Genomic DNA, 25,741 nt, shown 5'->3' on the forward strand with positions numbered 1-25,741 from the left:
AGCACTGCGCGCGGATCCGGAAGGGTTGAAAGTATGATCACCCAATGTCTGACATGACCGAGACCACGCCGGGCTGGCTGACGCCCGACGAACTCGAAAGCGCGCGCGCACGCATGCCGATCCTGTACGTCGAGGCCGTACCGGTCCGCGTCGACGACAACGGCGAAGTCACCAGCATCGGACTGCTGCTGCGCATAGGGCCGGACGGGACGGTCAGCCGCACCGTCGTCTCGGGCCGGGTGCTGCACCACGAGCGGGTCAGGGACGCCCTCCTGCGCCACCTGGAGAAGGACCTCGGCCCGGTGGCACTCCCCCGCATCCCGACCTCGCTCCAGCCCTTCACCGTCGCCGAGTACTTCCCCACGGTGGGCGTCACGCAGTTCCACGACCCCCGCCAGCATGCGGTCTCCCTCGCCTACATCGTCCCGGTGACCGGCGACTGCCGCCCCCGCCAGGACGCCCTCGACCTGGTCTGGTTCAGCCCCGAGGAGGCCTCGTCACCCGCGGTTCTGGGCGAGATGCCTGGCGGTCACGGAGCCCTCCTCAAGCAGGCCCTGGCCCATGTGGGCCGGCTGTCCTGACTTCGGGCCTCCGCTAGAGTCGGCGCGGTCCCCGGTCAGGCATTCTGCCGCGGGGGTGGTCCTGCGCTGGGGGATGACGGGCACGATGCGGTTCGAACGAATGCAACTGGCCGGGTACGAGATCCAGGAGGTCCTGGGCCAGGGCGGGTTCGCCACGGTGTACCGGGCGCGGCAGCTGGCCGTGGGCCGCGAGGTGGCGCTCAAGGTGGACAGCAGGGTGCTCGACTCGCCCCGCGACCGGCAGCGGTTCATGCGGGAGGTCACCGCCGCCGGGCAGCTGTCCGGGCATCCGCACGTGGTCCCGGTGTACGACGCGGGGGTATTCGGCGACAACCGCCCGTACATGGTGCTCGAACTGTGCCCCGGCGGCTCCCTGGGTGATCGTCTGCACCTCCAGGGCCCCCTGTCCGTGAAGGAGGCCCGCGACATCGGCGTGGGCATAGCCGACGCGGTGGCCGCGGCGCACACCGCCGGGGTACTGCACCGGGACATCAAACCCGGCAACATCCTGATCAACCGGTACGGCGGTGTCGCGCTCGCCGACTTCGGCCTCGCGGCCATGCCCCGGCCGGACCGGGAACTGTCGGTCACCCGGGAGGCGTTGACCCCCGCGTACGCTCCGCCCGAGGCCTTCCACCTGGCCGAACCGACCCCGGCCGGCGATGTGTACTCGCTCGCCGCCACGCTCTACGCCCTGCTGCGCGGCCGCCCGCCGCACTTCCCCGAGGACGGCACCCAGCTCAGTCTCGCGGAGCTCATCGTGCGGCACACCTGGCCCTACCCCGATCTGCCGGGAGTGCCGACGGCCCTCAACGAGGTGCTCGGGCAGGCCCTGGTGGCGGACCCGGCGCGCCGGCTGTCCGACGCCGGGGCACTGCGTGACGCGCTCGCCGCCGTCGACGTGGACAGCGCCGACCGGATCGGCTCCGGTCCCGTACCCGGCGGCCGGACAGCCACCGCCCCCGCTCGGCGGGACACCGCACCGCCGCCCGAGCCCGGTCCGCCGGGCACGACCACCGTCCCGGCGCCGCGGGACCGGGAGAAGAAGAGGCGGCGCCCGCAGCTGATCGCCGCGGTGGCGGCGGTGGCGGTCGCGGTGAGCGTGTCGGTCACCGTGATCACCTACCGGGGCGGGGGGTCCGACACCCCCAAGTCCCCCTCGACCGCGTCCCGGCCGTCCGTCACCGCGTCCGCCGTGAACGCGGGGTTCGGTGGGGTGTCGACCACCGCCCGAAACTGCCCCGCCGCCGCGGTCGACGGCGCGGGCGGCCGGTGTGTCACGACCCCCGAGTGCTGGAGCGGCATCACCGACATCTCGGGGACGATCACCGTCAGCCTCGCGGACTGCCGGGTGAAGCACGTGTGGGAGACCTTCGCCATCGCCCCGCTGCCCAAGGACGGGATGACGAACAACGCCCGGGACCTGATCAAGCACCCCACCGTTCAGGCGCTGTGCTCGCACGAGGTCATGCTGAAGTCCAGGACGGCCACCGGACGGGCCGTCACCGGTCAGTGGAGCACCGACATCCTGCCGCCGACCGCCCAGCAGTGGGCCGACGGACTCCGCGTCTTCCGCTGCGTCGCCCACGCGGCCACGGAGGACGGGCAGATCACCGACAGCCACTTCGGGTAGGAGCGGCCGAGCGCCGACGAGCCGGTGCCCGGTCACGTCGTGTACGACGTGGCCGGGCACCGGCCTCAGGACGGTGTCGCCCCGCCCGCTAGGCGGTCACCGGCTGGAGCTTGGCGCGGAAGTGCCGCAGGATCGGGGACTGTTCCACGATCCGGTAGCCGTGCACGGAGTCCGCGTTCTTGGCGATGCTCTCCAGGGTTCTGCCGACGTGGTCGTAGTGACTGCGCGTGTAGACGCGCCGCGGCAGCGCCAGCCTCACCAGCTCGTACGGCGGGCTCTTCACCGGGTTCCCGTCCTCGTCCTCCTCGCCGAGGTACAGCGAACCCAGTTCGGCCGACCGGATGCCGCCCTCCAGGTAGAGCCGGCAGGCGAGCGCGTGCCCGGGGTACTGGTGGGGCGGTATATGGGGCAGCAACCGGCCCGCGTTGAGGTAGATGGCGTGCAGACCGGGCGGCTCCAGGATGTCCACGCCGGCGGCACGGACCCGCTGGGCCAGGTGGTCGGCGCTCTCCGCCCGCTCAGCGAGGTAGGAGGGTTCGGTCACCTCCTGGAGGCCCTGGGCGATCATGTCGAGGTCGCGTCCGGCCAGCCCCCCGTAGGTGGGGAACCCCTCGGTGGCGATGAGGAGGAGTTCGCACTTCTGGGCGAGTTCCGGATCGTTCAGTCCGATGAAGCCGCCGATGTGGACGATGCCGTCCTTCTTGGCGCTCATCACACAGCCGTCGGCCAGACGGAACGCTTCTTCGGCGACCTGGCGCGGGGTGCGGTCCTTGTAGGCCGCCTCGTGCCGGGTGACCAGCCAGGCGTTCTCGGCGAACCGGGCGGCGTCCAGGATCAGGGGGACACCGTGCCGGCGGCAGAGTTCGGAGGTCCGCTTCAGGTTCTCCATGGAGACGGGCTGACCGCCACCGCCGTTGTTGGTGATGGTCATGACCACCGCGGCGACACGCGAGCCGGTCGTCTCGGTCAGCCCCCGCTCCAGGGCCTCGAGGTCGATGTTCCCCTTGAAGGGCTCCGCGCTGTCCAGGTTCCGCGCCTCGGCGCAGGGCAGGTCGCGGGCCACACAGCCCGCCAGCTCCACATTGGCGCGGGTGGTGTCGAAGTGCGTGTTGGACAGGACGGTGTCGCCGGGCTTGAGGAGGTTGGAGAACAGGAGTCGTTCCGCCGCACGCCCCTGGTGGGCCGGCAGGATGTGGCTGAAGCCGGTCAGTTCCGCCACCGTGTCCCGGAAGCGGTAGAAGGATCGCGAGCCCGCGTAGGACTCGTCACCCGCCATGCCCACGGCGAGCTGCGCCGAGGACAGCGCACCGGTCCCCGAATCGCTCAGCAGATCGATGGTCACCTCCTCCGCGCGCAGATCGAACAGGTTGTAGTGCACTCGTTCGAGTGCCGCCTTGCGCTGCTGGGGGGTCGTGAGCGGGATAGGTTCGACGACCTTGATCCGGTACGGCTCCATCCTGATTTCTGCTCCTGCCTTTCCGTTTCCTACTGAGTGGAGGGTCTCGCGCGGCTCGGTGTCCGCCGTGCGATGGGGGGAGAACGTCTGATGGGGCGGCTGGGCCGGCAACGGCGGCCGTACCGCGTACGCCTCCGAGGAGATGTACGCGGTCACCCGGGGCGGTCGGCCACGCTCGTACACCAGCGCCAGATAGGCGATGAGCCCCACGCCGTCGTGCAGCAGCCGCGAGGTGACGGTGGCCAGCGACCGGTCGAGCGCCGCGGTGTCCATGCCGTGTCGGCGCAGCACGGCCACCGCTCGCGCATAGGCCTCCCCGTCGTGCCGGACGTAGTCCCTGACCGGCACGTGGAGGGTGAAGCCGCTGGGCAGGCCGGTCCCGGACTCCGTGAAGGAGTGGCAGGAGAGCACGGGGCGCCTCTCCAGCCGTACGCCTTTCCCGGCGCCGGAGTGCTCCGGCGAGCTGTCGAGACCCGCCGCGACCCGCAAGAACTCCCGTACGGTCTCGGGCCGTGGGCCGGGGTCCGTGCGGGGCAGCTCACCCGCGTCGGCGGCGGCCAGGTTCCGATGGGTGACGTAGACCTTCACCCGGGGTGTCTCCCAGTCCCCGAGGTCGAGGGCGAGGAACGGATAGCCGTCGGCCTGGGGCAGCGCGTCGAACGCCTGCCGGTGGCCGAGCCTGTCCAGTGCCTCACGCACCGTCTCGGCGGCCCGATCCGCCCCGGACGCCGCCGGGTTCAGATAGACCTTGACCTTGGGGACTCCGCCGGGCCGCAACTCCAGGGCCAGCCACAGCGCCAGCGGGCCCTCGGGGACCGGCGGGAAGAACAGGTCCTCCAGCCGGTCGAGTTGGTCGGTGGCGAAGCCCCAGCGCTCCGCCATGGCCCGGACCACACGCAGTCCGACGCGCCCGTTCTCCGCCAGGCCTGCGGCGCCGTACCCCGGTTCCAGCAGCACACGCAGGGTCGGGGGCGCGTCCGGCACGAAGGCGAGGGAGTACTCCACCGGCGTGTGGTCGTCGGACAGAAAACTCGGGTAGGACGGCGGTTCGTCCAACGGACGTTCCGCGACGGGACCGAGACACTCGGTCAGGACACGCGCGTAGACCTCGCCGTCGGACGGTTCGAGACCCACGGCTTGGCACAGTCGGAGTAACTGGTCGGCCACGTAACCGCCGAGCGGTTGGGTTTCCGTGACCGGTCCACCCCCTGTACGGGAGGTGATCATCGGCCCTCCCGGCGGGTGGGCCCGGGAAGGAGGGCAAAAAGATACCCGCCTGTGCGGGCGGGTATCTCGCCATCCGGCGTGTGTGGTGCGACGGGTATGGCGCGGGGGTCGGAGCTCCCTTGGGAGGTCTGCCGTCGGGGGCGGAGCGGGGCTGCGCAGTGCTGTGCTGAAGTGGCGTCGGTGGCCGAGGGCTCCACGACACCTCCTTAACTTGTGATCAACACGATTGCCGCGCTCTTCCCTACCCCTCCGGTTGAATGTTGATGCAGTGCGAGGATGTTGGCAGCTGTTGCGTATCTCACGCCTTCCACCAGGACAGGAACGAACTCCACAGCCCGCCACGCTCCTGCCGGCCCTGCGCACCTCCTTGGTCGCTGTGCGCCGTGGTCTCCGGACGGTGCTGAGGGTCGGGCTGCCGGGTGGCCCGTACGGGGGTGAAACGGGCCGGAAGCGCGGCCAGCGCCCGGTTGAAGGGACCCGGACGCCAGGTCAGACTGTCCTCGGGCACGGCCAGTTCGACGTCTGGCAGCCGGTTGAAGAGGTTCTCGATGGCCGTCACGGTGATGAGCCGGGCGGGGTCCTTGGCCGGGCAGGCGTGCGGTCCCGCGCTCCACGCCAGGTGGGAGCGGTTGCTGGAGGCGTGACGGGACGCGGCGAGCGCCGGGTCGGTGTTGGCGGCCGCGAAGCTGACCAGCACGAGGTCGCCCGCCGCCAGCTTCTGTCCCCCGAACTCCATGTCGGCCGCCGGGTAGTGCGGCGCGTAGTTCGCCATGGGCGGGTTCTTCCACAGCGTGGTGTCGATGGCTTCCTCGATCAACCCGCCTGCCGCGTAACGGTCGTTGGTCAGCAGCAGGTGCAGGGTGTTGGAGATGAGGTTGCGCAGCGGCTCCGCGCCGGCGCCCAGGAGCAGGACGAGCTGGTGGGCCATCTCCTCGTTGGTCAGGCGTGCCTCATGCTGCATCAGCCAGGAGGTGACGTCGTCGCCGGGCCGGGACCGCTTGAGGGCCACCAGCTCGCCCACGGCCTGGCCCAGTACCTCGTTCGCCTTCTCGGCATTCACACCGTCGAAAATGCCGGATATACCGAAGAGGACCCGGTCGCCGATCTCCGCGGGGCAGCCGAAGAGTTCGTTGAACACGAAAAGCGGCAGCAGCTTGGCGTAGTCGTTGAGCAGATCGGCCGAGCCACGGGTGTGGAACTGGGCGATGAGGTAATTGGAGACCCGCTCGGCGCTCTGGCTCAGCCAATGCGAATCGACACGCGCGAAGCTGTCCGTTATCGCCTGCCGCAGCCGCATGTGGTCGGCCCCGTCACTGAACATGGCGTTGGGCCGGTACACCAGAAGCGGAAGCACCGGACTGTCCGGACTGATCTCACCTTCGTTGAAATCCCGCCAGCGGCGCGAGTCCTTCCGGAAGGCACCCGCGTTCTGGAGCAATTGGAGCGCCGCCGAGTAATCCGTGACCAGGGTCGCCTCGACACCGGGGGCGAGTTCGACCGGAGCGGTCGGCCCGTAGTGACGCATGTACTCGTAATAGGCTTGCGGATCGGCCGCGAACTCCGACCCGTGCAACGGCACCGGCTCACCCGTGGCATGAGCCGGGCAGCCAGGTGGTGGCACGGGGGCGGTGGATTCAGTGTTCATGCTTGCTCCTAGCGGGCACGGTCCTGCAAATAGTGAACGAGGGTGATCAGGGCGCTTGCTGATGAATTCTCGTCGCGAGCGTCGCAGGTGACGACCGGGGTGTCGGGGAGCAGGTCCAGCGCCTCACGCAGCGCCTCTTCGCCACGAATCGGCGTACCGTCGAAGTGGTTCACGGCAATGGCGTAGGCGAGTCCGTACTGCTCGATCAGGTCGATGACGGCGAAGGAGTCCGCCAGCCGCTCGGGGTCGACCAGCACGAGCGCCCCGAGAGCGCCGCGCGCCATGTCCTCCCACATCTGCACGAACCGCTGCTGGCCCGGCGTACCGAACAGGTACAGCACGACGTGATCACTGATCGTGAGGCGTCCGAAGTCCATGGCCACCGTGGTGGTGGTCTTGCCGCGGACGCCCTTGAGGTCGTCGATCTCCTCGGCGGCCTGCGTCATCGTCTCCTCCGTGGACAGCGGAGGAATCTCCGACATCGTCCCGACGAAGGTGGTCTTGCCCACCGCGAAGTGCCCGACGATCAGGATCTTCACGGCGGTCTGCGCCGCTCCACCCCGGACGTACGCCTTCTCATCCAAAACGGGCCCGGAGACCATCCAGCACCTCCTGAAGAATCTGCTCGTCGACCAGGCGGGCGCGCGCCACCGGCGCGCGCGTGATGAGGTAGCCGCCTTCGGCGAGGGCATTGAGAAGGATCTTCACCACGCCCATGGGCAGGCGCAGGTGTCCCGCGATCTCGGCGACCGAGAGGTAGCCGCCGGAGCACATCTCCAGCAGGCTCTGTTCCTCCGGGGAGAGCCGGGCCGGCCGCTGCTGATGGTCGGCGGCCGCCGTGACCAGCGTGATCAGGGAGAACTGGTCGCCGTCGGGAAGGTCCCGGCCGTTGGTGATGACGTACGGCCGCACTAACTCCGCGGCCTCGGGCTCCTGCCGCTCGGAATCGGTCACTGGCGTGCGCCGATGTTCTCGCGCGGCGGAGTCGTCAGCGCCTTGCCCAGCTGGCCGACGAGCTGCTGCATGCGGAAGGTGATCTCCCCCATCTCGACGTTGGGAGAGGCCGAGACCGCGAGGTACGCGCCGTCACCGGCGGAGATCAGGAAGACCCAGCCACCGTCGAACTCGACGAGCGTCTGCCGCCACTTCAGATCGGACCCGTCGCAGAAGAACCCGATCGAGCGGCTCAGCGACTGCACACCGCTCATCGCGGCGGCGACGGTGTCCGCGTGGTCCCTGCCGACCCCCTTCGAGGACGCCATCAAGAGCCCGTCGGCGGAGACCAGGACCGCGTGCAGAGCCCCGGGAATCTCCAGGACGCCGTCAAGCATCCATGACAGATCGTTGTTCACGAAACCTCATGCCCTTCGCTGCTTGCGTCATGTGCGTTGCCCGTGCGGCCCGCAGGCTCCGGGAGCGCGGCTCGACCGGACTGCGTGCCGCGCTGGAAGGCACCCATGATCGAGGCGGTCTCCTCTTCGGAGCGGATCGGGGTGCCCGTGGTCATGGGGGCGCCCGTGGTTTCGGAACTCGGCGGCACGATGGCCATGGCCCGCCTGCGGCGGCGCTTGGGAAGACCGTCGGCGGTCGTGGACACGGCCGCGGCGGGTTCCGGGCCGCTCGGGTTCAGCGAGGGAACAGTGCTCACAGTCTGTGCTCGCTCCTTTGGTTGCGGCATGCTGGTGAGCAGCTCGTCCGGCAGCAGGACCACCGCCCGCACACCCCCGTAGGGAGAGGTCGAGTCGACGGACACCGTGAAGCCGTAGCGCTCACAGAGCACACCGATCACCGCGAAGCCGAACTGCGGAGGATTGCCGAGCCCGGAAACACCCGAGGCCCGCTCACTCGACAGGAGTTTCGCCGCTCGGGCCTTCTCCTCCTCGTTCATGCCGACACCGGCGTCGTCGACGACGATGCAGATGCCCTTGGGCACGGCACGGACATTGATCTCGACACTGGTTTCCGGTGCCGAATAACTGGTGGCGTTGTCGAGCAGTTCGGCAAGGGCCAGCGCCACCGGTTCGACGGCCCGGTTGGTGACCGCGAAATCGACCTGCGAAAGAATTTCGACCCGCTGGAAGTGCCGGATCCTGCCCTGTGCGCTGCGGACCACGTCGTAAACCGACGCGACGTCACGCTGCCGTCCCAGCCAGCCTTCGCAGAGCACCGCGATGGACTGGGCGCGCCGCCCGAACTGCGAGTTCATGTGGTCGATTTCCAGGAGGTCCTGGAGAATCACCGACTCGCCATACTTGCTCTGCAGTTTGGAAATGGCCAACTGCTGTTCGGCGGCGAGGCCCTGAAGCGTCCGCATCGCCGATTTGAGCGCGGTTCTCGTTGCTTCCTCGGCTTGCTCCTGAGCCTTCTTCACCGAGGCCGAATATTGATTCTCAAGCTCAGCGTAGTGATCTCTGAGTTCTTGATTTCCCTGCCTTAAACTCCGCGCAGTACGCTTTCCGCGAATAATGGCGGTAGCTGCAAGCGGAGTACCAGCGATAAGAGCCCAGAGAGCCGGGTCCTGCATGTATTGCGTCATAAGACTCTCTTCAAGCGACTGACAGCCAGCTACTGAATTCCGTCAGCGCGGCGGGCCGACAGCCCACTGCGCAGGGTTTACCGTCCGGGCCACACAGTTGGCCAGAAGAGTCGTTTGGCCAGAAGAGTCGTTTTGTGCACATAGCCCGCTCGGCAAGTGCGGCGATCGTATCATCGCTACAACTGTTGACGGACCGTCAATATGGGGAGTACTTGCGAACATTGATGAGTAGTCAGATCCTCAACGACATCCGAAAAGGGGGCTCTGCGGCTTTCGTCAATCAGTGCCCGGAGTGGACATCGAGGAGCGGATCGCGCCGAGCGGGCGCGGGGGGATCCCACGCCCGCCGGGCTCGCGTTCAGTGCAGGTCGGCCGGCTCCTGGCTGTCGTCGAGGAAACCGCCCGACTGGTGCTGCCACAGCTTCGCGTAGGCGCCTTCCGACGCGAGCAGTTCCTGATGCGTGCCCTGCTCGATGATTCGTCCACGGTCGAGGACGACGAGCCGGTCCATGGTGGCGACCGTGCTCAGTCGGTGCGCCACGACGAGCGCCGTCCGGCCCTCCATGAGCCGCCACAGCGCTTCTTGTACGAGGATCTCGCTCTCGGAGTCCAGCGCGCTGGTCGCCTCGTCGAGCAGCAGGATCGGTGCGTCGCGCAGGATCGCCCTGGCGAGTGCGACCCGTTGGCGTTGTCCACCGGACAGCTTGACCCCGCGCTCGCCCACCATGGTGTCGAAGCCGTCCGGCAGCGCGTCGGCGAACTCCGTGACATGCGCCGCCTCGGCCGCTCGACGGATCTCGGCCTCGGTGGCGTCCGGCCGGGCGAAGGCGATGTTGTCCCGCAGTGTGCGGTGGAACATCGCCGGGTCCTGCGGCACGTAGGCCATCAGCCCGCGCAGGTCGGCCTGGCGCAGCCTGCTGATGTCCTGCCCTCCGATCAGGATGCGGCCGGAGTCGATGTCCGTCATCCGCAGCAGCAGCCGGGCCAGCGTGGTCTTGCCCCCGCCGGACCGGCCGACGAGACCGATCTTCGCCCCGCTGGGCACCGCCAGGTCGAGCCCCTCGAAGAGCGGCTCCGCTCCCGCGTGGGCGAAGGTCACCTGCTCGAAGCGGACGTCGGCGGCCCGGGAACGCAGCGACTCCGGCGACTCCGGGTCGAGCACGGTCGGCGGCTTCAGCAGCAGTTCGGTGAACTGCGCGGCCTCCGTCATCGAGCTCTCCAGGCGGCGGTAGATCTGGTTGAACTCGAACATGATCCGCGTCGCGTTGCTGTAGTACGTGAAGGCGACCACGACCGCCTCGACGCCGTGGCTGCCTCCGCCGAGCGCGACCGCGAGCAGCAGGCCCAGCGCGTTGGTCAGCACGGACATCGGCGCGACCAGTGTGTCGATGCGCAGGTTGCCGTAGTCCCACGACCTCAGCATGAGCCGCCGCGAGGCCGCGACCCGGGACCGGTGCTCGGCGGCCTCGCGCTCCTCGGCGGCGAACGCCCGGACCGTGTCCATGTTCATCAGGCTGTCGGCGACATGGCCCGACACCCGGGCGATCGCCTCCTCGCGCTGGTCGACGAGCGCCTGACGGCGGCGGATGAGGGGCAACACACACAGCGCCGTCAGCGCGATCATCGCCAGGAGTCCGACGACGAGCAGCGGTTCGTAGCGCCACAGCACCACCGCCCCGAACACCAGGGGCACGAAGCTGCCCACGACCTGGAACGTCATCGTGTCGACGAACTCCTCGAAGCGGGAGGCGAAGCTCAGCACCCGCTTGGTCAGTGACCCGGCGAAGTTGTCGTGGAAGAACGCGGCGTCCTTGGCGAACAGCTCGTCCATGCCGATGACGTACAGCTGTTCGATGCCGAGGGCGTCGAGGCGGTTCAGGCAGTGCAGGCCGATGCGCCACAGCATCTCCGCGAGCAGCAGGACGCCGGCGAAGCCGAGGACGTACGGCAGTGCTGAGCCGATGGAGATACCGGCGTCGCCGGCGATCCGGCCGACGAGCTTCGCGACGATCAGAGGCGCGACGTAGTTGATGCCGATGTTGCCGAGCGCCGGCAGCAGCATCGCGGGGGCCGTCAGCCGTCGGAGCCGGGCCAACTCCCGTCCGTAATAACGAAGGGCGAGGAGCACCGAGCCTTTGCCCGGTGAACCCTCGCGCGATTCAGGCGATCCCATCCCAACCCTGTGTTGTCGTGCGGCAGCCTGCCGCGTGCTTCTCCGGGGAGATTCCGTTGCCTCAGTGGCCGTGTGGAGCTTCGGTTTCGAGTGAGCGCGTTCGCTCGGGTCGTCCTCCGACAGGCGAGGTACGACGACGGGCCCCGCGCGGGCTCGTGGCGACACCCACGTGCGAGTACGGCGGGCCAGGAATCGCAGTGTCCCGCGAGGGCTCCCGCGCAGTCCAAGCGTTTTTATCGGCCAACGGTGCATGTCGCACGCCTGCTCGACCCGGCCGAACAGGCGTGTGCCCCTGAGCCGAGGCGGCCCGATCGCATCTGCCTCGATGCGCCCGGGTGTCACTTTCCACGCGGTCTTTTTCTGCGCAGGGGCCCACTAGAGATCCCGCTCCACCACGCGCAACGTGCTCGCCGTCGCCGCGCTCGTGTGGACCGTCCAACTGGTCGCGCTCGTCGCCGCGTTGTCCGGTATCGCGCAGGCCGAGGTCGCCATCCGCTTCCGGACCACGGACATCGCCTGGTTCACCTTGATGACCCTGCTGACCGGGACCTTCTTCCTGCCCTTCGCGGTCAAGGCCGCGGCCCTGTTCGGCAGGCCCACATGGCCGGGGCGCTGTTCACGCTGGTCGCCTTCGTGCTCGTCGAGCGCCGGGTCGCCGATCCCCTGTTCCCGCCGTCCATGACACGGCGTCGTCCGGTGTGGACCGTCCTGCTGGCCACCTCCGTGGCAGCCGGCTCACTCAGCGCCGTGGGCGTGGTGATGCACGGCCGCCAACCGGGATCCGCCGGCGTTCCCCGAGCCCGAGTAGCTCGATTGGCGTACGGCATCTACGAGCTGCCCGTCACCTGGTAGCTCCTGGAGGTCCGTGAAGGAGCGGACACGACAAAGGCCGTCTCCTCATCGCCGAGAAGACGGCCTCCGACCTGCTGTGAAGCTGGTCGGGACGACAGGATTTGAACCTGCGACCCCTTGACCCCCAGTCAAGTGCGCTACCAAGCTGCGCCACGTCCCGTTGCCCGCCTGACCTGGGATTTCCCTTGGCCGAACGCGCACGGAAACAATACCGCACTCGGGGCGATGGTCGCGCATCCGTTTATTCGGGGCCGACACGGGCGCGGGGTCACGGGGCCGCGCGGGGGAAGGCTCCGGGACGGCACTTGACCTGAAGTTTGATTGAGGTTGCACGATCGTCGGCATGACGATCATCGAGGCACAGCGCCGACACCAGTACCAGGACCTGCCCCGTCTGATGGGGCTGATGACCGGCGACGAGAAGCACGGACCCGCGGCGACGTCCACGCTGGACGCGCTGTGGGTGCTCTACGACCGGGTGCTGCGGGTCGGGCCCGAGCGGATGGACGATCCGGAGCGGGACCGGTTCCTGCTCTCCAAGGGGCACGGGCCGATGGCGTACTACGCGGTGCTCGCGGCCAAGGGCTTCGTGCCCGTGGAGTGGCTGCCGGACTTCGGCGCGTACGACTCACCGCTCGGACACCACCCGGACCGGGTGCTGGTACCCGGCGCCGAGATCGGCAGCGGGTCGCTGGGGCACGGACTGCCGATCGCGGTCGGCACCGCGCTGGGCCTGCGGGCGCAGGGGCTGGGCGATCCCCGTGTGTGGGTGCTGATCGGCGACGCGGAGCTGGACGAGGGCAGCAACCACGAGGCGATCGCGTACGCCGGGCCGGCCGGTGTCGACCGGCTGCACACCGTAGTGATCGACAACTCCTCCGCCAGCCATGCCCGGCCCGGCGGTATCGCCGCCCGGTTCGAGGCCGCGGGCTGGTCCGCCCTGACCGTCGACGGCCGTGACCACGAGGCGCTGTACTCCGCCTTCACCGCGCCCCACCCGGGTCGCCCGCACGTGGTCGTCGCCCGGGTCGAGCCCAAGTCCGCCTGAGACACCTGAGGCATCTGCGGCACCTGAGCACGTAAGGCACGTAAGGCACGTAAGGCACCTGAGGCACGTCAGGCATCCGCGGAGCCGGACGCTCCCCTCTCCTTCATCCCGTACGCCCCCTGAAAGGAACCCATGGACACCATGCGTGACCGTTTCGCCCCCGTCATGACACGACTGCTCGACGAGGATCCTCGGGTCGCGGTCGTCCTCGCCGAGATCGGCAAGGACGGCTTCACGGAAGCCCGGCGCAGGCATCCCGATCGGGTGATCAACGTCGGGATCCGCGAGCAGCTCCTGGTCGGGGCGGGCGCGGGCCTGGCCCTGGCCGGCCTGCGGCCCGTCGTGCACACCTTCGCCAGCTTCCTCGTCGAGCGGCCGTTCGAGCAGATCAAGCTGGACCTCGGACACCAGGACGTGGGCGCGGTGCTGGTGAGTGCGGCCGCCTCCTTCGACTGGCCCGCCGGAGGCTTCACCCACATGGCACCCGGCGACGTGGCCCTGCTCGACACCCTGGACAGCTGGACCGTGCACGTTCCCGGCCATCCGGACGAGGCCGAGGAGTTGCTGCGACGGGCGGTCGCCGCCGGGGACGACAAGGTGTACGTGCGGTTGTCCGTGCAGTCCAACGCGCAGGGCCTGCCGGTCGACGGGGCACGCTTCCGCACCGTCCGGGAGGGGCACGCCGGGGTCGTCGTCGCCGTCGGGCCGATGCGCGACGCCGTACTCGCCGCCACGGAGGGACTCGACGTCTCCGTCCTGTACGGGGCCACCGTGAGGCCCTTCGACGGGGCGGGCCTGCGCCGCGCCACGGAGGCGGCGGGCACCGACGTCGTCCTCGTCGAGCCGTATCTGGCCGGTACGTCCGCGGCCGCCGCGGGCGATGCGCTCGCCGACGTACCCCACCGTGTCCTCGGCCTCGGCGTCCGCCGGCGTGAGCTGCGACGGTACGGAACCATCGCCGAGCACCTGACCGCGCACGGCCTCGACGCGGGGTCCCTGCGGGAGCGGATCGGCGGCTTCCTGAGCGCCTCGGGCCGATCGCGCCCCTGAGTACGCCCCCGCACGGACCCGCGTGGACCCGAGTGGACCCCGTGCGGACATGCGTGTCAGTCGGCCTTCGGAAGTCCCAGCTCCGGGTAGGCGTCGAGCAGCCGGGGCGGAGCCGCCTGGCGCCAGGAGTCGGCCAGGATGTCACGGAGTTCGTCGCCGTCCTCCAGGGCGGCGAGCCGGACCCTGACCCAGGCGAAGCCCGCCTCGTGGTCGGCGATCCAGAACTTGCCGGGCTCCGCCAGGACGAGTTCGTCGCGCTCCTCCTTGGGGCAGCGCACCGCGATGGAGGTCTCCTCCTCGGGCAGCGTGGCGAACATCTTCCCCGCGACCCGGAAGGTGGGCATGCTCCAGGCGATCTTCTCCGTGGTGTCCGGCAGGGAGAGGGCGGTACGGCGTACGTCTTCGGCATCCGGCATGGAACGCACCGTAGCCAATGGCACTGACATTGATATCGGCCGGCAGGTTCGGTCACTCCCGACTCCCCGCCCGAGATGGTCGATGATTGAACCAGCTGCGATCGGATCGATACTGACCGTAATATTTTTCGAGCACCGACTGCACGTTCGGGTCGCCCCGGACGCTTCATGGGTGGAGGCGGATGGTGCCTCTGGTGCCGGGGTGGGGACACGGCACCTTCGATCAGCACAGGTACAGGGGAGGACCCCGTGCAGCAGAGCGCTGCCGCGTGGTTGTTCGAGATCGCGCTTGGCTTGAGGGTGTTCGGCCCGGACGTCGTCCGTGGCTGCCGTCGGCTCCTGACGGCCGGCGTACGGATCGGCATCACCGGACTGACCGGCACCCGCGCCCCGTCCCGCTCCGCCGAGTCGACCCGGGACGTCCCGTGAGCGGCGACGGCGGGCCGGAGGAGACCGGCGGGGCCGTCGGCGCACCGCGGGTGATCCCCATCGACCAGTGGGACCCCACCGCGCGGATGGCGTACTGGGGTTTCCACCTTCAGCGCCGCCAGGACTACATGCGCTACGCCTATCTCCAGCTCGGCTCAGACGCCGACGCGGAGGAGGCCGTGGACCTGACCTTCGACCAGGTCATGGACCGCTGGCCGCGGATGCTGCGGATGGAGAACCTGGAGGGCTACGCCTGGACGATCCTCAAGCGCCGCATCATCGACATGCACCGCAAGCGCCGGCGCCGCCCGGAGCTGATGGAGATCGCCGCCTTCGAGGCGGCGCTCGCCGATCCGGCCGAGGATCCGTACGACACGCTCACCGACGCCATCGCCCTGTACGTCGCGGTCGGCTCCCTGAGCGAGCGGCAGCGGGACGCGATCCTCCTCTACTACGGCATAGGTTTCACGGCCGCCGAAGCCGCCGTACTCATGGGCAACGAGGAGGCCACCGTCCGCTCCCAGCTCCGTACCGGACGCCGGCGCCTCGCCACCCTGCTCAAACTCCGCTGCCCGGAGCACCCCGACGGGAAGAACCCCTGATGAGCACCCTGCCGTCCGACCGCCGCACCATCGACGAACTGTTGGCCAAAGCGCGTACGCGGGATCGCTACGCCGGCTACGACCTCGCGGGCGCCGAAGCCCGTCTGCGCAGTCGTCAGGCGGCCCGGCACCGCCCGCGCACCCCCGATGCCGCGCTCGTCCGGGCCGTGTGGACCACCCCCGAGGACGACCGCACCCCGGACGCGGACCGCGCCTGGTGGGACCTGAACGCCGTGAGCCTGCTGGTGCTGTTCGGGCCGGACGCCGACCGTCATCTGAGCGAGTTCATCGACAGCCAGTACGCGGACAAGACCGGCGCCCTGGTCTTCGCGTGTCTGCTGCACGTGGCGGGCGACAGCAGCGGGGCGCGCTTCTGGTGGCGTTTCGCGGCCGGGGTAGGCCACCAGGTCGCCGAGTACTGCCTGTTCCTCGAACACGCCCACAGCGGTGAGTACCACGACGCCGACCACTGGCGCACCCAACTGGTGCGCGAGCACTTCGAACCCACCTACATGTGCGGCGACCGCGTCACCGCGCCCCTGGTCAACCCGGCGTTCATCGACCACGTCCACCCGCACATCGCCCGCCCGCACCACCCGGAGATCGGCACCGTCCCGCTCCCCCGGCCGCCTCTCGTGAAGGAGCTGCGCCACCTCACCTCCCTGCTGTAGCCGCGGCCGGGAGCGGCGACTCTTCACGCGCCGGGGGCCGTCGCCCCCACCCGCTTGTAGAAGATCGTCGTCGGGCGCAGCTCGCCCGACGGCGTCGCCGCGTAGTCGGGTATCGCCCCGAGCCGGGTCCAGCCCGCGGAGCGGTAGAGGGACTCGGCGGGGCTGTCGGTCTCGGTGTCCAGGTGCAGGAGGGTGATTCCGGCGGTGGCGGCCGCGCGCTCGGCGGTGGCCAAAAGGCCCCGGCCGACGCCCTGTCCGCGGCCGTCGCGGTGCACCATCAGCTTCACCAGCTCGGCGCGGTGGCGGCTGTTGGGTTTGTCGGGGAAGACAAGGCTGACGGTGCCCAGGATGCGGTCCGCGGTGTGCGCCACCCACACGGCGAGGCGCCCGGCCGACACCGCGTCCACGCGCTCCTCCCACCAGGCGACGGCCGCCGCCCGCTCCAGCGGGGCGAGAAAGCCGATCGAGGCCCCGCCCTCCACGGTGTCGATCAGCAGCTCGGCCAACTCGCCCGCCGAGGCACGAAGGCGCTCGGCGTCCAGCCGGGAGACGGTGGTCACGGCAGCACCACCACCAGCGCGTACCGTACGTCCTCGGGGCCGGGACACCGGAAGCGTGTGGGCCCCCACACCCGCAGCCGCAGACAGTCCCCGGCGTCGAGCCGGTGTTCGACGTCCTGCGCGGCCACCTCCAGCGTTCCGTCGAGGACCCAGATGTGCTGCTCCAGGCCGGGCACGGGAGGCCGGTCGTAGGCGATGTCGGCGCCGGCCGTGAGCCGCCCCTCGACCAGTTCGCCGCGCAGCCCCGCGTGCGGCGGGGACACCGATCGTCGTACGAATCCGGAGGCTTCGTCGGCCCAGAACGTCTGGTCGGCCGCCCGTACCACCGGGACGGGCTCCGCCTCGACCTCGCTGAGCAGCTGCGACATGGTGCGTCCGTAGACGGCGCACAGCCGGTTCAGGAGCGAGGCCGTGGGGCTGATCTCGGCCCGCTCGGCGCGGGACAGCGTGGAACGGCTGACCCCACTACGCTCCGCCAACTCTCCCAGGGACCAGCCGCGTTCGGACCGCAGCTCGGCCAGCCGGGCGCCGAGCCGGACATCGACAACATCGAGCGCCTCATCGTTTCCCATATTCGGGATGCTATCCCAGATGCGAGACGAGCTGCGGTGGCTCCGACCACTCCCCTCAGTCCACCGTCGCGGCCTCCGCCAGCGCCTCCAGCACCGGGCGGATCAGCGGATGCCCCTCCGCGCCCCGGCGTACGGCCGCGAAGACCCGGCGCGTGGGCGCGACGCCGTCGACCGGCCGGACCTGCACGCCCGTGAGATCCATGCCGCGCAGGGCGGAGCGGGGCACCAGGGCGACGCCCGCGTCGGCCGAGGCGAGGGCGACGACGGCCCGGAAGTCGTCGGAGGAGTGTTCGAGACGGGGCTGGAATCCGGCGTTCTCGCAGGCCAGGACGACCACGTCATGACAGGGGTTGCCGGGGTACGGGCCGATCCACGGGTCCTTGGCCAGCTCGGCGAGCGGGACCTCGGCGGCGTCGGCGAGCCGGTGGCCCAGCGGAACGACCGCGTCGAAGGGCTCGGCGTACAGGGGTACGGGGGTCAGGCGCGGGTCGTCCGCGTCCGGGGCGCCCCGGTACTCGACGGCGACCGCGATGTCGACCTGCCGGTCGAGCACCATCGGCAGACTGGCGTCGCCCTCGGCGTCCTGGACGCGGACGTGGATGCCGGGTGCCGTGCGGGCGAGGCGGGCCAGCGCGGGAGCCACCACCAGGCCGATGCCGGTCGCGAAGGCGGCGACGGTGACCGTGCCCGCCGAGCCCGAGCTGTACGCGGCCAGCTCCGCCTCGGCGCGCTCCAGTTGGGCCAGCACCTCGTTGGTGTGGCTGAGCAGGATCTCGCCGGCCGGAGTCAGCCGTACGCCCTTGGCACCGCGCTCGACGAGCCGGTGGCCGGTCTCCTGCTCCAGCGCGGTCAGCTGCTGAGAGACGGCCGAGGGGGTGAGATAGAGCGCGGCGGCCGCCGCCGTGACCGTGCGGTGGTCGGCCACCGCACGGAGGATGTGGAGCCGCCGCGCTTCGATCATGCGACCGATTCTCTCAGGTCACAGGCGACTTTCAGCCCTCGAGCTCCGCGCGGGCAGACACGAACGCGTCGACCGCCCGGTTCACGTCCTGCGTCGAGTGCGCGGCCGAGAGCTGGACCCGGATCCGGGCCTGGCCCTGCGGGACCACCGGGTAGGAGAAGCCGATCACGTACACGCCGCGCTCCAGGAGGAGCTCCGCCATGCGTCCGGCGACGGTGGCGTCGCCGATCATGACAGGGGCGATCGCATGGTCACCGGGGAGGATGTCGAAGCCCTCCGCGGTCATCCGGGAACGGAACAGCGCGGTGTTCTCGGCAAGGCGGATGCGCAGGTCGTCGGCCGACTCCAGCAGGTCGAGCACCTTCAGGGAGGCCGCCGCGATCACCGGGGCGAGCGTGTTCGAGAAGAGATACGGGCGGGAGCGCTGGCGCAGCAGGGCGACGATCTCGGCGCGGGCGGCGACATAGCCCCCGGAGGCGCCGCCGAGCGCCTTGCCGAGGGTGCCGGTGATGATGTCGACGCGGTCCATGACGCCGTGCAGCTCGGGGGTGCCGCGGCCGCCGGGGCCGACGAAGCCGACGGCGTGCGAGTCGTCGACCATGACCATGGCGTCGTAGCGGTCGGCGAGGTCGCAGATCTCCTTCAGGGGCGCGACATAGCCGTCCATCGAGAAGACGCCGTCGGTGACGATCAGCCGGCGGCGCGCGTCGGAGGCCTCCTTGAGCTGGGCCTCCAGGTCGGCCATGTCACGGTTGGCGTACCGGAAGCGGCGCGCCTTGGAGAGACGGATGCCGTCGATGATCGAGGCGTGGTTGAGGGCGTCGGAGATGACCGCGTCCTCGGCGCCGAGGAGGGTCTCGAAGACACCGCCGTTGGCGTCGAAGCAGGAGGAGTAGAGGATCGTGTCCTCCTGGCCGAGGAACGCGGACAGGCGCGCCTCCAGCTCCTTGTGCACCTCCTGCGTACCGCAGATGAAGCGGACGGAGGCCATGCCGTAGCCCCAGCGGTCGAGGGCCTCGTGGGCGGCGGCGACGACCTCGGGGTGGTCGGCGAGACCGAGGTAGTTGTTCGCGCAGAAGTTGAGGACCTCGCCGGGGCGGCCGCCCGCGGTGACGTTCACGGTCGCGGACTGCGGGGTGCCGATGACGCGCTCGGGCTTGTGCAGACCGGCGGCGCGGATCTCGTCGAGGGTGGTGCGGAGGTCGTCGCGCACGGAGTCGAACATGGAAGGGCTCCTAGGGGGTTACGCGGTTCGGAGTGGTTCGTGCGGACGCTCACGCGCTCCAGTCGAGGATGACCTTGCCGCCGCGGCCGCTCGCGGCGTCCGCGAAGGCGGCCTCGTAGTCGCGGTAGCCGTAGCGGCCGGTGATGACCGGTGCGAGGTCGAGGCCGCCTTCGAGCAGGACGGACATCGCGTACCAGGTCTCGAACATCTCACGGCCGTAGATGCCCTTGATCGTGATCATGGAGGTGACGATCCGGGACCAGTCGACCGGGAACTCCTCGGCGGGCAGGCCGAGCATCGCGATCCGGCCGCCGTGCGTCATGTTGGCGATCATGTCGCGCATCGCCTCGGGGCGGCCGGACATCTCCAGGCCGATGTCGAAGCCCTCGCGCAGGCCGAGGGCGCGCTGGCCGTCGGCGATGGTCGACTCCGCGACGTTCAGCGCGAGGCTGACGCCGATCTTGCGGGCGAGGTCGAGGCGCTCCTCGCTGACGTCGGTGATGACGACGTTGCGGGCACCCGCGTGCCGGGCCACCGCCGCGGCCATCAGACCGATCGGGCCCGCGCCCGTGATGAGGACGTCCTCGCCGACCAGGGGGAAGGAGAGCGCCGTGTGCACGGCGTTGCCGAACGGGTCGAAGATCGCGGCGACGTCGAGGTCGACCGGGACCCGGTGCACCCACACGTTGACGGCGGGCAGGGCCACGTACTCGGCGAACGCGCCGTCGCGGCCGACGCCCAGGCCGACCGTGGCGCGGCACAGGTGGCGGCGCCCGGCCAGGCAGTTGCGGCACTTGCCGCACACGAGGTGGCCCTCGCCGCTGACCCGGTCGCCCGCCTTGATGTCGGCGACGTCGCGGCCGGTCTCGACGACCTCTCCGACGAACTCGTGGCCGAGGACGAGCGGCGTGCGGACGGCCTGCTGCGCCCAGCCGTCCCAGTTGCGGATGTGCAGGTCGGTGCCGCAGATCCCGGTCCTGAGGACCTTGATCAGTACGTCGCCGGGGCCGATCTCCGGTTCCGGGACGTCCGTCAGCCAGAGCCCGGGCTCCGCCTTCTCCTTGACCAGCGCCTTCAAGCTGCGGCTCCCGTGGTGAGGTCCCGGTAGCAGGGCACGCCGAAGGGGCCCGTACCGGGGAGAGGGGTGATTTCCCGGAGAAATCTGCCGCACGGGGGCCCCGTTGGTCCATCGAGGATTTCTTAAGCGCTGCCGCAGCTTTCCTTCACGCCTCCGGCCAGGGCTTACCTTCCCGCCTCCGGCCGCGGGCGTCAGATCCCCCCGGTGTCCTCCCTGCGCTCGATCCGCTCGACCAGTTCCGCCGCCATCGACTTGATGGTCTCCAGGCCCGCCTTCCCCCACGGGCGCGGTTCGAGGTCGACGACGCAGATCGTCCCGAGGGCGATGCCGGTGTGGTCGATGAGCGGGGCGCCCAGGTAGGAGCGGACGCCGATCTCGTCGACGACCGGGTTGCCGGCGAAACGCGGGTAGTCGCAGACGTCTTCCAGGACCAGCGCCCTGCGGCGGACCACCACGTGGGGGCAGAACCCGTAGTCGCGGGTCATGTAGCGCCCGACGGCCTTCACGGTGCCGTCCGGGGCGGCCGGGAGCGGCCGGGTGACCGAGACGTTTCCGTCCGGGGTGTGCAGGCCCGCGAAGAACTGCCGGTTCTCGTCGATGAAGTTGACCATCGAGTACGGCACCGCGGCGACCTCGGCGAGCCGGTCCGCGAAGGCGTCGAAGGCGGGTTCCGTGTGCTCCCCCAGGCCCAGTCGGCGCAGCCGCCTGACCCGGGCGGGGGCGTCCTTGTCCTCCGGGGTCAGCAGCAGACGACCGGCCGGGTGCGGCGGGTCGTAACTCATCTACGGGCTCCCTGGTGTGGGGCGGGCGTCATGGTGTGTGGGCTCCGTGGCGGGGGACGTGGGTCGGGTGCGGGCTCAGCCGGTCGAAGGGGTGCGCCGGGCGCGGGCTCAGCGGCTGGGGGCGTGCGTCGGTGCGTGGGCCAGGAGGTGGCGGACCAGGGTGAGCAGCGTCTGCACGCCCGAACTGGAGATCCGGGCGTCACAGCGCACGATGGGGATCTCGGGGTCGAGGTCGATGGCCGCGCGCACCTCCTCGGGGTCGTAGCGGTAGGCACCGTCGAACTCGTTGACGGCGACGATGAAGCCGAGACCGCGCTGCTCGAAGAAGTCGACGGCCGCGAAACAGTCCTCCAGGCGACGGGTGTCGGCGAGGATCACCGCACCGAGCGCGCCCTCGGACAGCTCGTCCCACATGAACCAGAACCGCTGCTGCCCGGGGGTGCCGAACAGGTACAGGACGTGTTCCGGATCGAGGGTGATGCGGCCGAAGTCCATCGCCACGGTGGTCTCGACCTTGTTCTCGATGCCGTCGAGATTGTCGGTCGCGGCGCTGACCGTGGTGAGCAGCTCCTCCGTGCTGAGCGGCGCGATCTCGCTCACCGCGCCCACGAAGGTCGTCTTGCCGACTCCGAACCCGCCCGCCACCAGGATCTTCAGCGCGGTGGGGAAGGGATCAGAGCTGTCGTCGTAGTCCATCGAGCACTGCCTCCAGAAGAGACCGGTCAGTGGGGTTGTGGTGGAACTCGGGCGGCTTGGTGGTCAGTGCCCCGCAGTCGACGAGGTCGGAGAGCAGCACCTTGGTGACCGCCGCGGGCAGCTTCAGGTGTGCGGCGATCTCCGCGACCGAGACGGGCGCGCGGCACAGTTCGAGTGCCTGGGTGTGCTCGGGACCGAGGTAGCCCAGAGGTGTGGCCCCGGTGGCCATCACCTGCGACAGCAGGTCGAGGGCGGTGGTCGGCCGGGTCCGGCCGTTGCTGACCGTGTAGGGGCGCACCAGCCGTCCGGCCGCGTCGTCGAGCCAGGGCCCGTCGCCGGCCGCGGCCACGCTCAAGGCCTCATCGCCGGCGGTTCCACGGCGGCCTGCCGGGGCGCGGTCATCAGATACGGACGGACGCTCTTGACCAGCATCGCCATCTCGTAACCGAGCACCGCCGCGTCGGCCTCACGGCCGGCGAGCACGGCGAGACAGGTGCCGGAGCCCGCGGTGGAGACGAACAGCAGGGTCGAGTCGAGCTCGACGACGACCTGGCGTACGTCTCCACCGTCGCCGAAGCGCACGCCCGCGCTGCGGCCGAGCGAGTAGAGGCCGGAGGCGAGCGCCGCCATGTGGTCGGCGCTGTCCGGGTCGAGACCGTGGACCGACTTCACGAGTCCGTCGCAGGAGAGGAGTACCGCGCTGGTCGTGTGCGGTACGCGCTGTACGAGGCCGCTCATCAGCCAGTCGAGATCGGATACATGGGCGGTCGGCGCGTCGCTCGCCATGGTGGATCGACTCCTTGAAGTACGAAGGTCTGCCGGAGCGCAGGGTGTGGGGGTGTGGGAGGGCGTGCGGGTGGGGGTCGTCAGGGGGGTGGTCATCCGGCCGTTGTGCTCCCGTCGTGCCGGGCCGTGTGGTCGTGTCCGGGCGCGGGTGCGCTGTCGCGGGTCCCGTGCGCCTCGCGCGGGGCGGGCGCATGCGCCGTGTGGGTGTCGGCTATGCGGGGCGCGCCCGTGGACGTCTGGTCGACGCGGATCACATCGAGCGGCGGCAACGGGTCCAGGTGCAGCAGGTCCGGATGCGGCAGGTCCGGATGCGGCAGGTCGGAGTTCGGCGGATCGGGGTGCGGCCGCTCCAGGTGCGGTGCTCCCCTGTGCGGTGCCTCCGTGCGCCCTTCCTCGGCGTGCTGGGCCTCCGCGAGCCCGATCCCCCGCTGGAACGCCGCCATCAGGCCGGGGTCGTGGCCGACGACCTGCTCCGGATCCTGGCGGGGCAGGGGCCCGTCGCGCAGTTGGGGTGCGATGTGTTCCTGGGCGCGTCGCTTGGGCAACTGCGGCTTGCCCATGGTGCCGCGCACCGCGCCGTTGCGGGGGGTGGGCGGCATGGCCGCGTTCTCCGCGACCACGGGCCGGTCGTCGGGGCGGATGCCGGGCAGGGCCTCGGCCGGGTTGGGTCGCTGCGCGCGGGCGCCGCGCACGGGGAGCGGCGCCGGGCCGCTGCCGCCCGTGCCGAGCGCGGCGGGCGGCATCTGGTCCCGCTGCACCTGCCGCGGCACGGAGGCCGCCATCGCGCCGGCGGACGGCTCGGGCGCGGTCAGCCCGGCCTGTGGTCCGGCGGGCGGACGCGGGCCGCCGGGCTTGGGCTGCCGGCTCGGCTGGGGCTGCGCCTGCGACACGTCCCCGGGGGCGCCCGGCGCCGCGCCCAACAGCGCCTGCGGTACGACGAGTACGGCCTGGACTCCGCCGTAGATGTTGGTCTGGAGCCGTACGTGGATGCCGTGCCGCCGGGCGAGCTGGGACACCACGAACAGACCGATCCGGCCGTCCTGGAGGAGGCTGGCGACATTCACCTGATCGGGGTCGGTGAGCAGCGCGTTCATCTTCTCCTGTTCACCCACGGGCATGCCCAGGCCCCGGTCCTCGACCTCGACCGCGAGGCCGGAGGTGACGAGGTTGGCACGCAGCAGCACTTGGGTGTGCGGGGCGGAGAACACCGTGGCGTTCTCGACGAGTTCGGCCAGCAGGTGGATGACGTCGGCGACGGCGTGCCCGCGCAGGGTGCCGTCGATCGGGGGTACCAGCTTGACCCGCGAGTACTGCTCGACCTCGGCGATCGCGGACCGCAGCACCTCGGTCATGGAGACGGGGTTGCTCCACTGGCGGCGTGAGACGGCGCCGCCGAGCACGGCGAGGTTCTCGGCGTGCCGGCGGATGCGGGTGGCGAGGTGGTCGACGTGGAAGAGGCCCTTGAGCAGGTCCGGGTCCTCGATCTCGTTCTCCAGCTCGTCGAGGATCGAGATCTCGCGGTGCACGAGGGACTGAAGCCGCCGCGCGAGATTGACGAAGACCTCGACCTTCTGCTCGCTGCCCGCCTGGCTGGAGAGTTGGGCTGCCTGCACGACGGCGGTGACGGCGCCGTCGTGCGCGCGGGAGAGGTCGGCGGCGAGCAGCTCGAACTCGTCGGCGTCCGGCTTGGGCCGGTGGCGCGGCTTGGGCGCGGGAGGGCTCTCGCCCCGGCGCAGTCCCTCGACGACGACGCGCAGGTCGGCCTCGGTACGGGCGCTGCCGCGGCGCAGGGCTCCGATGCGTTCCCGTACGGACGTGGCGGCCCGGTCGGCGGCCACGGCGGCGATCAGGATGCCCGCGAGGGCCACACAGCCGGCGCCGGCGAGCACCGCCCACAGGACGACGCCGGGGCGTACGCCGGTGGAGCGGACGGTGAACAGCACCGCCGCACACCCGCTGAGCGCCACCGCGATCGGCGGCAGGACCGCCAGGCGCAGCAACTGGGGCCGTAGGCGGGTCTCGGGCTGCGGGGGAGCCGTGCGGGCGACCGGCCGCCCGTGCCGCCCGCCCTCACGGCGGTCTGCGCGTGCGGCCGGTGCGCGGAGGTGAGACATCTGCGTCCTCGTACTGGTGCGTCGGGGCCACGGGAGCTCCCGCGGGTCTGCGCGACTCGGGCGTGCGCCATCGCGATGCCGGTCGAGAGAGCCGAAAAAATCGGCCCTGCGTCGCCCGACGGCAACTGACAGTAGTCGCCAAGCCATCATGTGCGGTGGGCAGTTGACAAACTCCCCCGGAAGGCGTCCCGCTCTGGTATGAGGCCTCGTACGACAGACCGATATCCCGCTCGGACGCACGTTCCCTTGCACCACCGATCTGATCAGAGCTGGTCAGAACCGGTCGCGAACAAACGGCGAGGGCCGGGGAGCAACTCGCTCCCCGGCCCTCGCCGTCGATCGGACATTCAGGAAATTCGGCTCGCGGACACCCGTCTCCGGCTCTCCGGTGCCCTCAGACACGTGTCGCGGCTCGTCACCGGCCGTGTGCACTTCTTCCAGCGAGCCAAGTCTCCAGAGAGGCGCCTCTTCATTCAGTGCTCCGCTTCACCATCCAGCTCTCGTTCAGCACAGAGATGACCTCCTCACAGCGGCGGACGAACACGTCGTCGCTCTGCGCCGACCGCTGTCCCTGGACCGGCCATCGAGCGAGAAGGCGCTCCAACTCGCCTGCTGTACGCGCGAACTCGACCTGCTGATACGCGTACT

At 70.2% G+C, this 25,741-nt stretch carries 27 protein-coding genes and 1 tRNA gene; 8 read left to right on the forward strand and 20 right to left on the reverse strand.

The features are described from left to right. Nucleotides 1-53: 53 nt before the first annotated feature. The gene (locus tag ACFZDJ_RS45935) at nt 54-581 is read left to right on the forward strand and encodes an NUDIX hydrolase family protein (RefSeq protein WP_168501474.1); all 528 of its coding nucleotides are present in this window, start codon (nt 54-56) and stop codon (nt 579-581) included. A gap of 85 nt (nt 582-666) precedes the next feature. Further along, entirely contained in the window at nt 667-2,214 is a 1,548-nt protein-coding gene (locus tag ACFZDJ_RS45940; protein ID WP_391068370.1) for a protein kinase, read from the forward strand. 88 nt (nt 2,215-2,302) lie between these two features. On the opposite strand, the gene ACFZDJ_RS45945 is transcribed toward ACFZDJ_RS45940, so the two are convergent. The 8 genes from ACFZDJ_RS45945 to ACFZDJ_RS45980 all read right to left on the reverse strand — a co-directional run bounded on the left by ACFZDJ_RS45945 (nt 2,303) and on the right by ACFZDJ_RS45980 (nt 11,824). Next, nucleotides 2,303-4,897, reverse strand: coding sequence for a tryptophanase (locus ACFZDJ_RS45945; RefSeq protein WP_391068373.1), 2,595 nt, complete (start codon nt 4,895-4,897; stop codon nt 2,303-2,305). 298 nt (nt 4,898-5,195) lie between these two features. Further along, on the reverse strand, nt 5,196-6,542 hold the full coding sequence (locus tag ACFZDJ_RS45950) for a cytochrome P450 (RefSeq protein ID WP_168513762.1): 1,347 nt from the start codon (nt 6,540-6,542) through the stop codon (nt 5,196-5,198). An 8-nt stretch (nt 6,543-6,550) separates the two neighbouring features. Further along, nucleotides 6,551-7,144, reverse strand: coding sequence for an ATP/GTP-binding protein (locus tag ACFZDJ_RS45955; protein WP_101402196.1), 594 nt, complete (start codon nt 7,142-7,144; stop codon nt 6,551-6,553). After that, nucleotides 7,119-7,496 (reverse strand): DUF742 domain-containing protein, encoded by a 378-nt coding sequence (locus ACFZDJ_RS45960; RefSeq protein WP_054232691.1) that lies wholly within the window; start codon nt 7,494-7,496, stop codon nt 7,119-7,121. The genes ACFZDJ_RS45955 and ACFZDJ_RS45960 overlap by 26 nt, the downstream gene beginning before the upstream one ends. After that, complete coding sequence (locus tag ACFZDJ_RS45965; protein WP_101402195.1) at nt 7,493-7,894, reverse strand: roadblock/LC7 domain-containing protein; 402 nt, start codon at nt 7,892-7,894, stop codon at nt 7,493-7,495. Before ACFZDJ_RS45965 ends, ACFZDJ_RS45960 begins: the two co-directional genes overlap by 4 nt. Beyond that, nucleotides 7,891-9,078 carry a sensor histidine kinase KdpD gene (locus ACFZDJ_RS45970; protein WP_101402194.1) on the reverse strand — a complete coding sequence of 396 codons (1,188 nt, stop codon included), beginning with the start codon at nt 9,076-9,078 and terminating at the stop codon, nt 7,891-7,893. The genes ACFZDJ_RS45965 and ACFZDJ_RS45970 overlap by 4 nt, the downstream gene beginning before the upstream one ends. A gap of 358 nt (nt 9,079-9,436) precedes the next feature. Continuing rightward, the gene (locus ACFZDJ_RS45975) at nt 9,437-11,251 is read right to left on the reverse strand and encodes an ABC transporter ATP-binding protein (protein ID WP_384914822.1); all 1,815 of its coding nucleotides are present in this window, start codon (nt 11,249-11,251) and stop codon (nt 9,437-9,439) included. A gap of 375 nt (nt 11,252-11,626) precedes the next feature. After that, the gene (locus ACFZDJ_RS45980; RefSeq protein WP_391068376.1) at nt 11,627-11,824 is read right to left on the reverse strand and encodes a hypothetical protein; all 198 of its coding nucleotides are present in this window, start codon (nt 11,822-11,824) and stop codon (nt 11,627-11,629) included. A gap of 27 nt (nt 11,825-11,851) precedes the next feature. Between ACFZDJ_RS45980 and ACFZDJ_RS45985 the strand changes: the two genes are divergently transcribed. Further along, nucleotides 11,852-12,103 (forward strand): hypothetical protein, encoded by a 252-nt coding sequence (locus ACFZDJ_RS45985; protein WP_390928822.1) that lies wholly within the window; start codon nt 11,852-11,854, stop codon nt 12,101-12,103. An 83-nt stretch (nt 12,104-12,186) separates the two neighbouring features. On the opposite strand, the gene ACFZDJ_RS45990 is transcribed toward ACFZDJ_RS45985, so the two are convergent. Further along, a tRNA-Pro gene (locus ACFZDJ_RS45990) sits at nt 12,187-12,263 on the reverse strand. Nucleotides 12,264-12,446: 183 nt separating this feature from the next. Between ACFZDJ_RS45990 and ACFZDJ_RS45995 the strand changes: the two genes are divergently transcribed. Continuing rightward, on the forward strand, nt 12,447-13,151 hold the full coding sequence (locus tag ACFZDJ_RS45995; protein ID WP_390928824.1) for a transketolase: 705 nt from the start codon (nt 12,447-12,449) through the stop codon (nt 13,149-13,151). A gap of 132 nt (nt 13,152-13,283) precedes the next feature. After that, nucleotides 13,284-14,201, forward strand: coding sequence for a transketolase family protein (locus ACFZDJ_RS46000; protein ID WP_391068379.1), 918 nt, complete (start codon nt 13,284-13,286; stop codon nt 14,199-14,201). Nucleotides 14,202-14,257: 56 nt separating this feature from the next. Here the strand turns inward: ACFZDJ_RS46000 and ACFZDJ_RS46005 are convergent, their stop codons facing one another. Next, nucleotides 14,258-14,617 carry an MmcQ/YjbR family DNA-binding protein gene (locus ACFZDJ_RS46005; protein WP_384914833.1) on the reverse strand — a complete coding sequence of 120 codons (360 nt, stop codon included), beginning with the start codon at nt 14,615-14,617 and terminating at the stop codon, nt 14,258-14,260. A gap of 249 nt (nt 14,618-14,866) precedes the next feature. On the opposite strand from ACFZDJ_RS46005, the gene ACFZDJ_RS46010 reads away from it, so the two are divergent. The 3 genes from ACFZDJ_RS46010 to ACFZDJ_RS46020 are packed head-to-tail and all read left to right on the forward strand — an operon-like array spanning nt 14,867 to nt 16,319. Next, on the forward strand, nt 14,867-15,046 hold the full coding sequence (locus ACFZDJ_RS46010; RefSeq protein WP_075030329.1) for a hypothetical protein: 180 nt from the start codon (nt 14,867-14,869) through the stop codon (nt 15,044-15,046). Continuing rightward, a complete protein-coding gene (locus ACFZDJ_RS46015; RefSeq protein ID WP_390928829.1) occupies nt 15,043-15,648 on the forward strand; it encodes a sigma-70 family RNA polymerase sigma factor in 606 nt (201 codons plus the stop codon). Before ACFZDJ_RS46010 ends, ACFZDJ_RS46015 begins: the two co-directional genes overlap by 4 nt. Then, nucleotides 15,648-16,319, forward strand: coding sequence for a hypothetical protein (locus ACFZDJ_RS46020; protein WP_384914840.1), 672 nt, complete (start codon nt 15,648-15,650; stop codon nt 16,317-16,319). Before ACFZDJ_RS46015 ends, ACFZDJ_RS46020 begins: the two co-directional genes overlap by 1 nt. Before the next feature lie 23 nt (nt 16,320-16,342). Here ACFZDJ_RS46020 and ACFZDJ_RS46025 read toward each other — a convergent pair whose 3' ends face one another. From ACFZDJ_RS46025 to ACFZDJ_RS46070, 10 genes are all read right to left on the reverse strand, one after another. Next, the gene (locus ACFZDJ_RS46025) at nt 16,343-16,879 is read right to left on the reverse strand and encodes a GNAT family N-acetyltransferase (RefSeq protein ID WP_390928831.1); all 537 of its coding nucleotides are present in this window, start codon (nt 16,877-16,879) and stop codon (nt 16,343-16,345) included. Beyond that, nucleotides 16,876-17,451, reverse strand: coding sequence for a helix-turn-helix domain-containing protein (locus ACFZDJ_RS46030; RefSeq protein WP_390928833.1), 576 nt, complete (start codon nt 17,449-17,451; stop codon nt 16,876-16,878). Before ACFZDJ_RS46030 ends, ACFZDJ_RS46025 begins: the two co-directional genes overlap by 4 nt. 55 nt (nt 17,452-17,506) lie before the next feature. After that, nucleotides 17,507-18,412: a LysR family transcriptional regulator gene (locus ACFZDJ_RS46035; RefSeq protein ID WP_168513748.1), complete on the reverse strand. Its 906-nt coding sequence runs from the start codon at nt 18,410-18,412 to the stop codon at nt 17,507-17,509. A 31-nt stretch (nt 18,413-18,443) separates the two neighbouring features. After that, nucleotides 18,444-19,637, reverse strand: coding sequence for a glycine C-acetyltransferase (locus ACFZDJ_RS46040; protein ID WP_168513746.1), 1,194 nt, complete (start codon nt 19,635-19,637; stop codon nt 18,444-18,446). A 49-nt stretch (nt 19,638-19,686) separates the two neighbouring features. Next, nucleotides 19,687-20,715, reverse strand: coding sequence for an L-threonine 3-dehydrogenase (gene tdh, locus ACFZDJ_RS46045; protein ID WP_391068383.1), 1,029 nt, complete (start codon nt 20,713-20,715; stop codon nt 19,687-19,689). Between the two features lie 191 nt (nt 20,716-20,906). Continuing rightward, a complete protein-coding gene (locus ACFZDJ_RS46050; protein ID WP_391068386.1) occupies nt 20,907-21,497 on the reverse strand; it encodes a GAF domain-containing protein in 591 nt (196 codons plus the stop codon). A 108-nt stretch (nt 21,498-21,605) separates the two neighbouring features. After that, nucleotides 21,606-22,193: an ATP/GTP-binding protein gene (locus tag ACFZDJ_RS46055; RefSeq protein ID WP_168513742.1), complete on the reverse strand. Its 588-nt coding sequence runs from the start codon at nt 22,191-22,193 to the stop codon at nt 21,606-21,608. Further along, nucleotides 22,171-22,542, reverse strand: a complete 372-nt coding sequence (locus ACFZDJ_RS46060) for a DUF742 domain-containing protein (RefSeq protein ID WP_054232708.1) — start codon at nt 22,540-22,542, stop codon at nt 22,171-22,173. The genes ACFZDJ_RS46055 and ACFZDJ_RS46060 overlap by 23 nt, the downstream gene beginning before the upstream one ends. A 2-nt stretch (nt 22,543-22,544) precedes the next feature. After that, complete coding sequence (locus tag ACFZDJ_RS46065) at nt 22,545-22,979, reverse strand: roadblock/LC7 domain-containing protein (RefSeq protein WP_168498267.1); 435 nt, start codon at nt 22,977-22,979, stop codon at nt 22,545-22,547. Nucleotides 22,980-23,071: 92 nt separating this feature from the next. Next, entirely contained in the window at nt 23,072-25,093 is a 2,022-nt protein-coding gene (locus tag ACFZDJ_RS46070; protein ID WP_391068389.1) for an ATP-binding protein, read from the reverse strand. Nucleotides 25,094-25,741: the final 648 nt, after the last annotated feature.

This window comes from Streptomyces sp. NPDC007896 (assembly GCF_042959425.1).
In the GTDB taxonomy this organism is placed as follows: Bacteria; Actinomycetota; Actinomycetes; order Streptomycetales; family Streptomycetaceae; genus Streptomyces.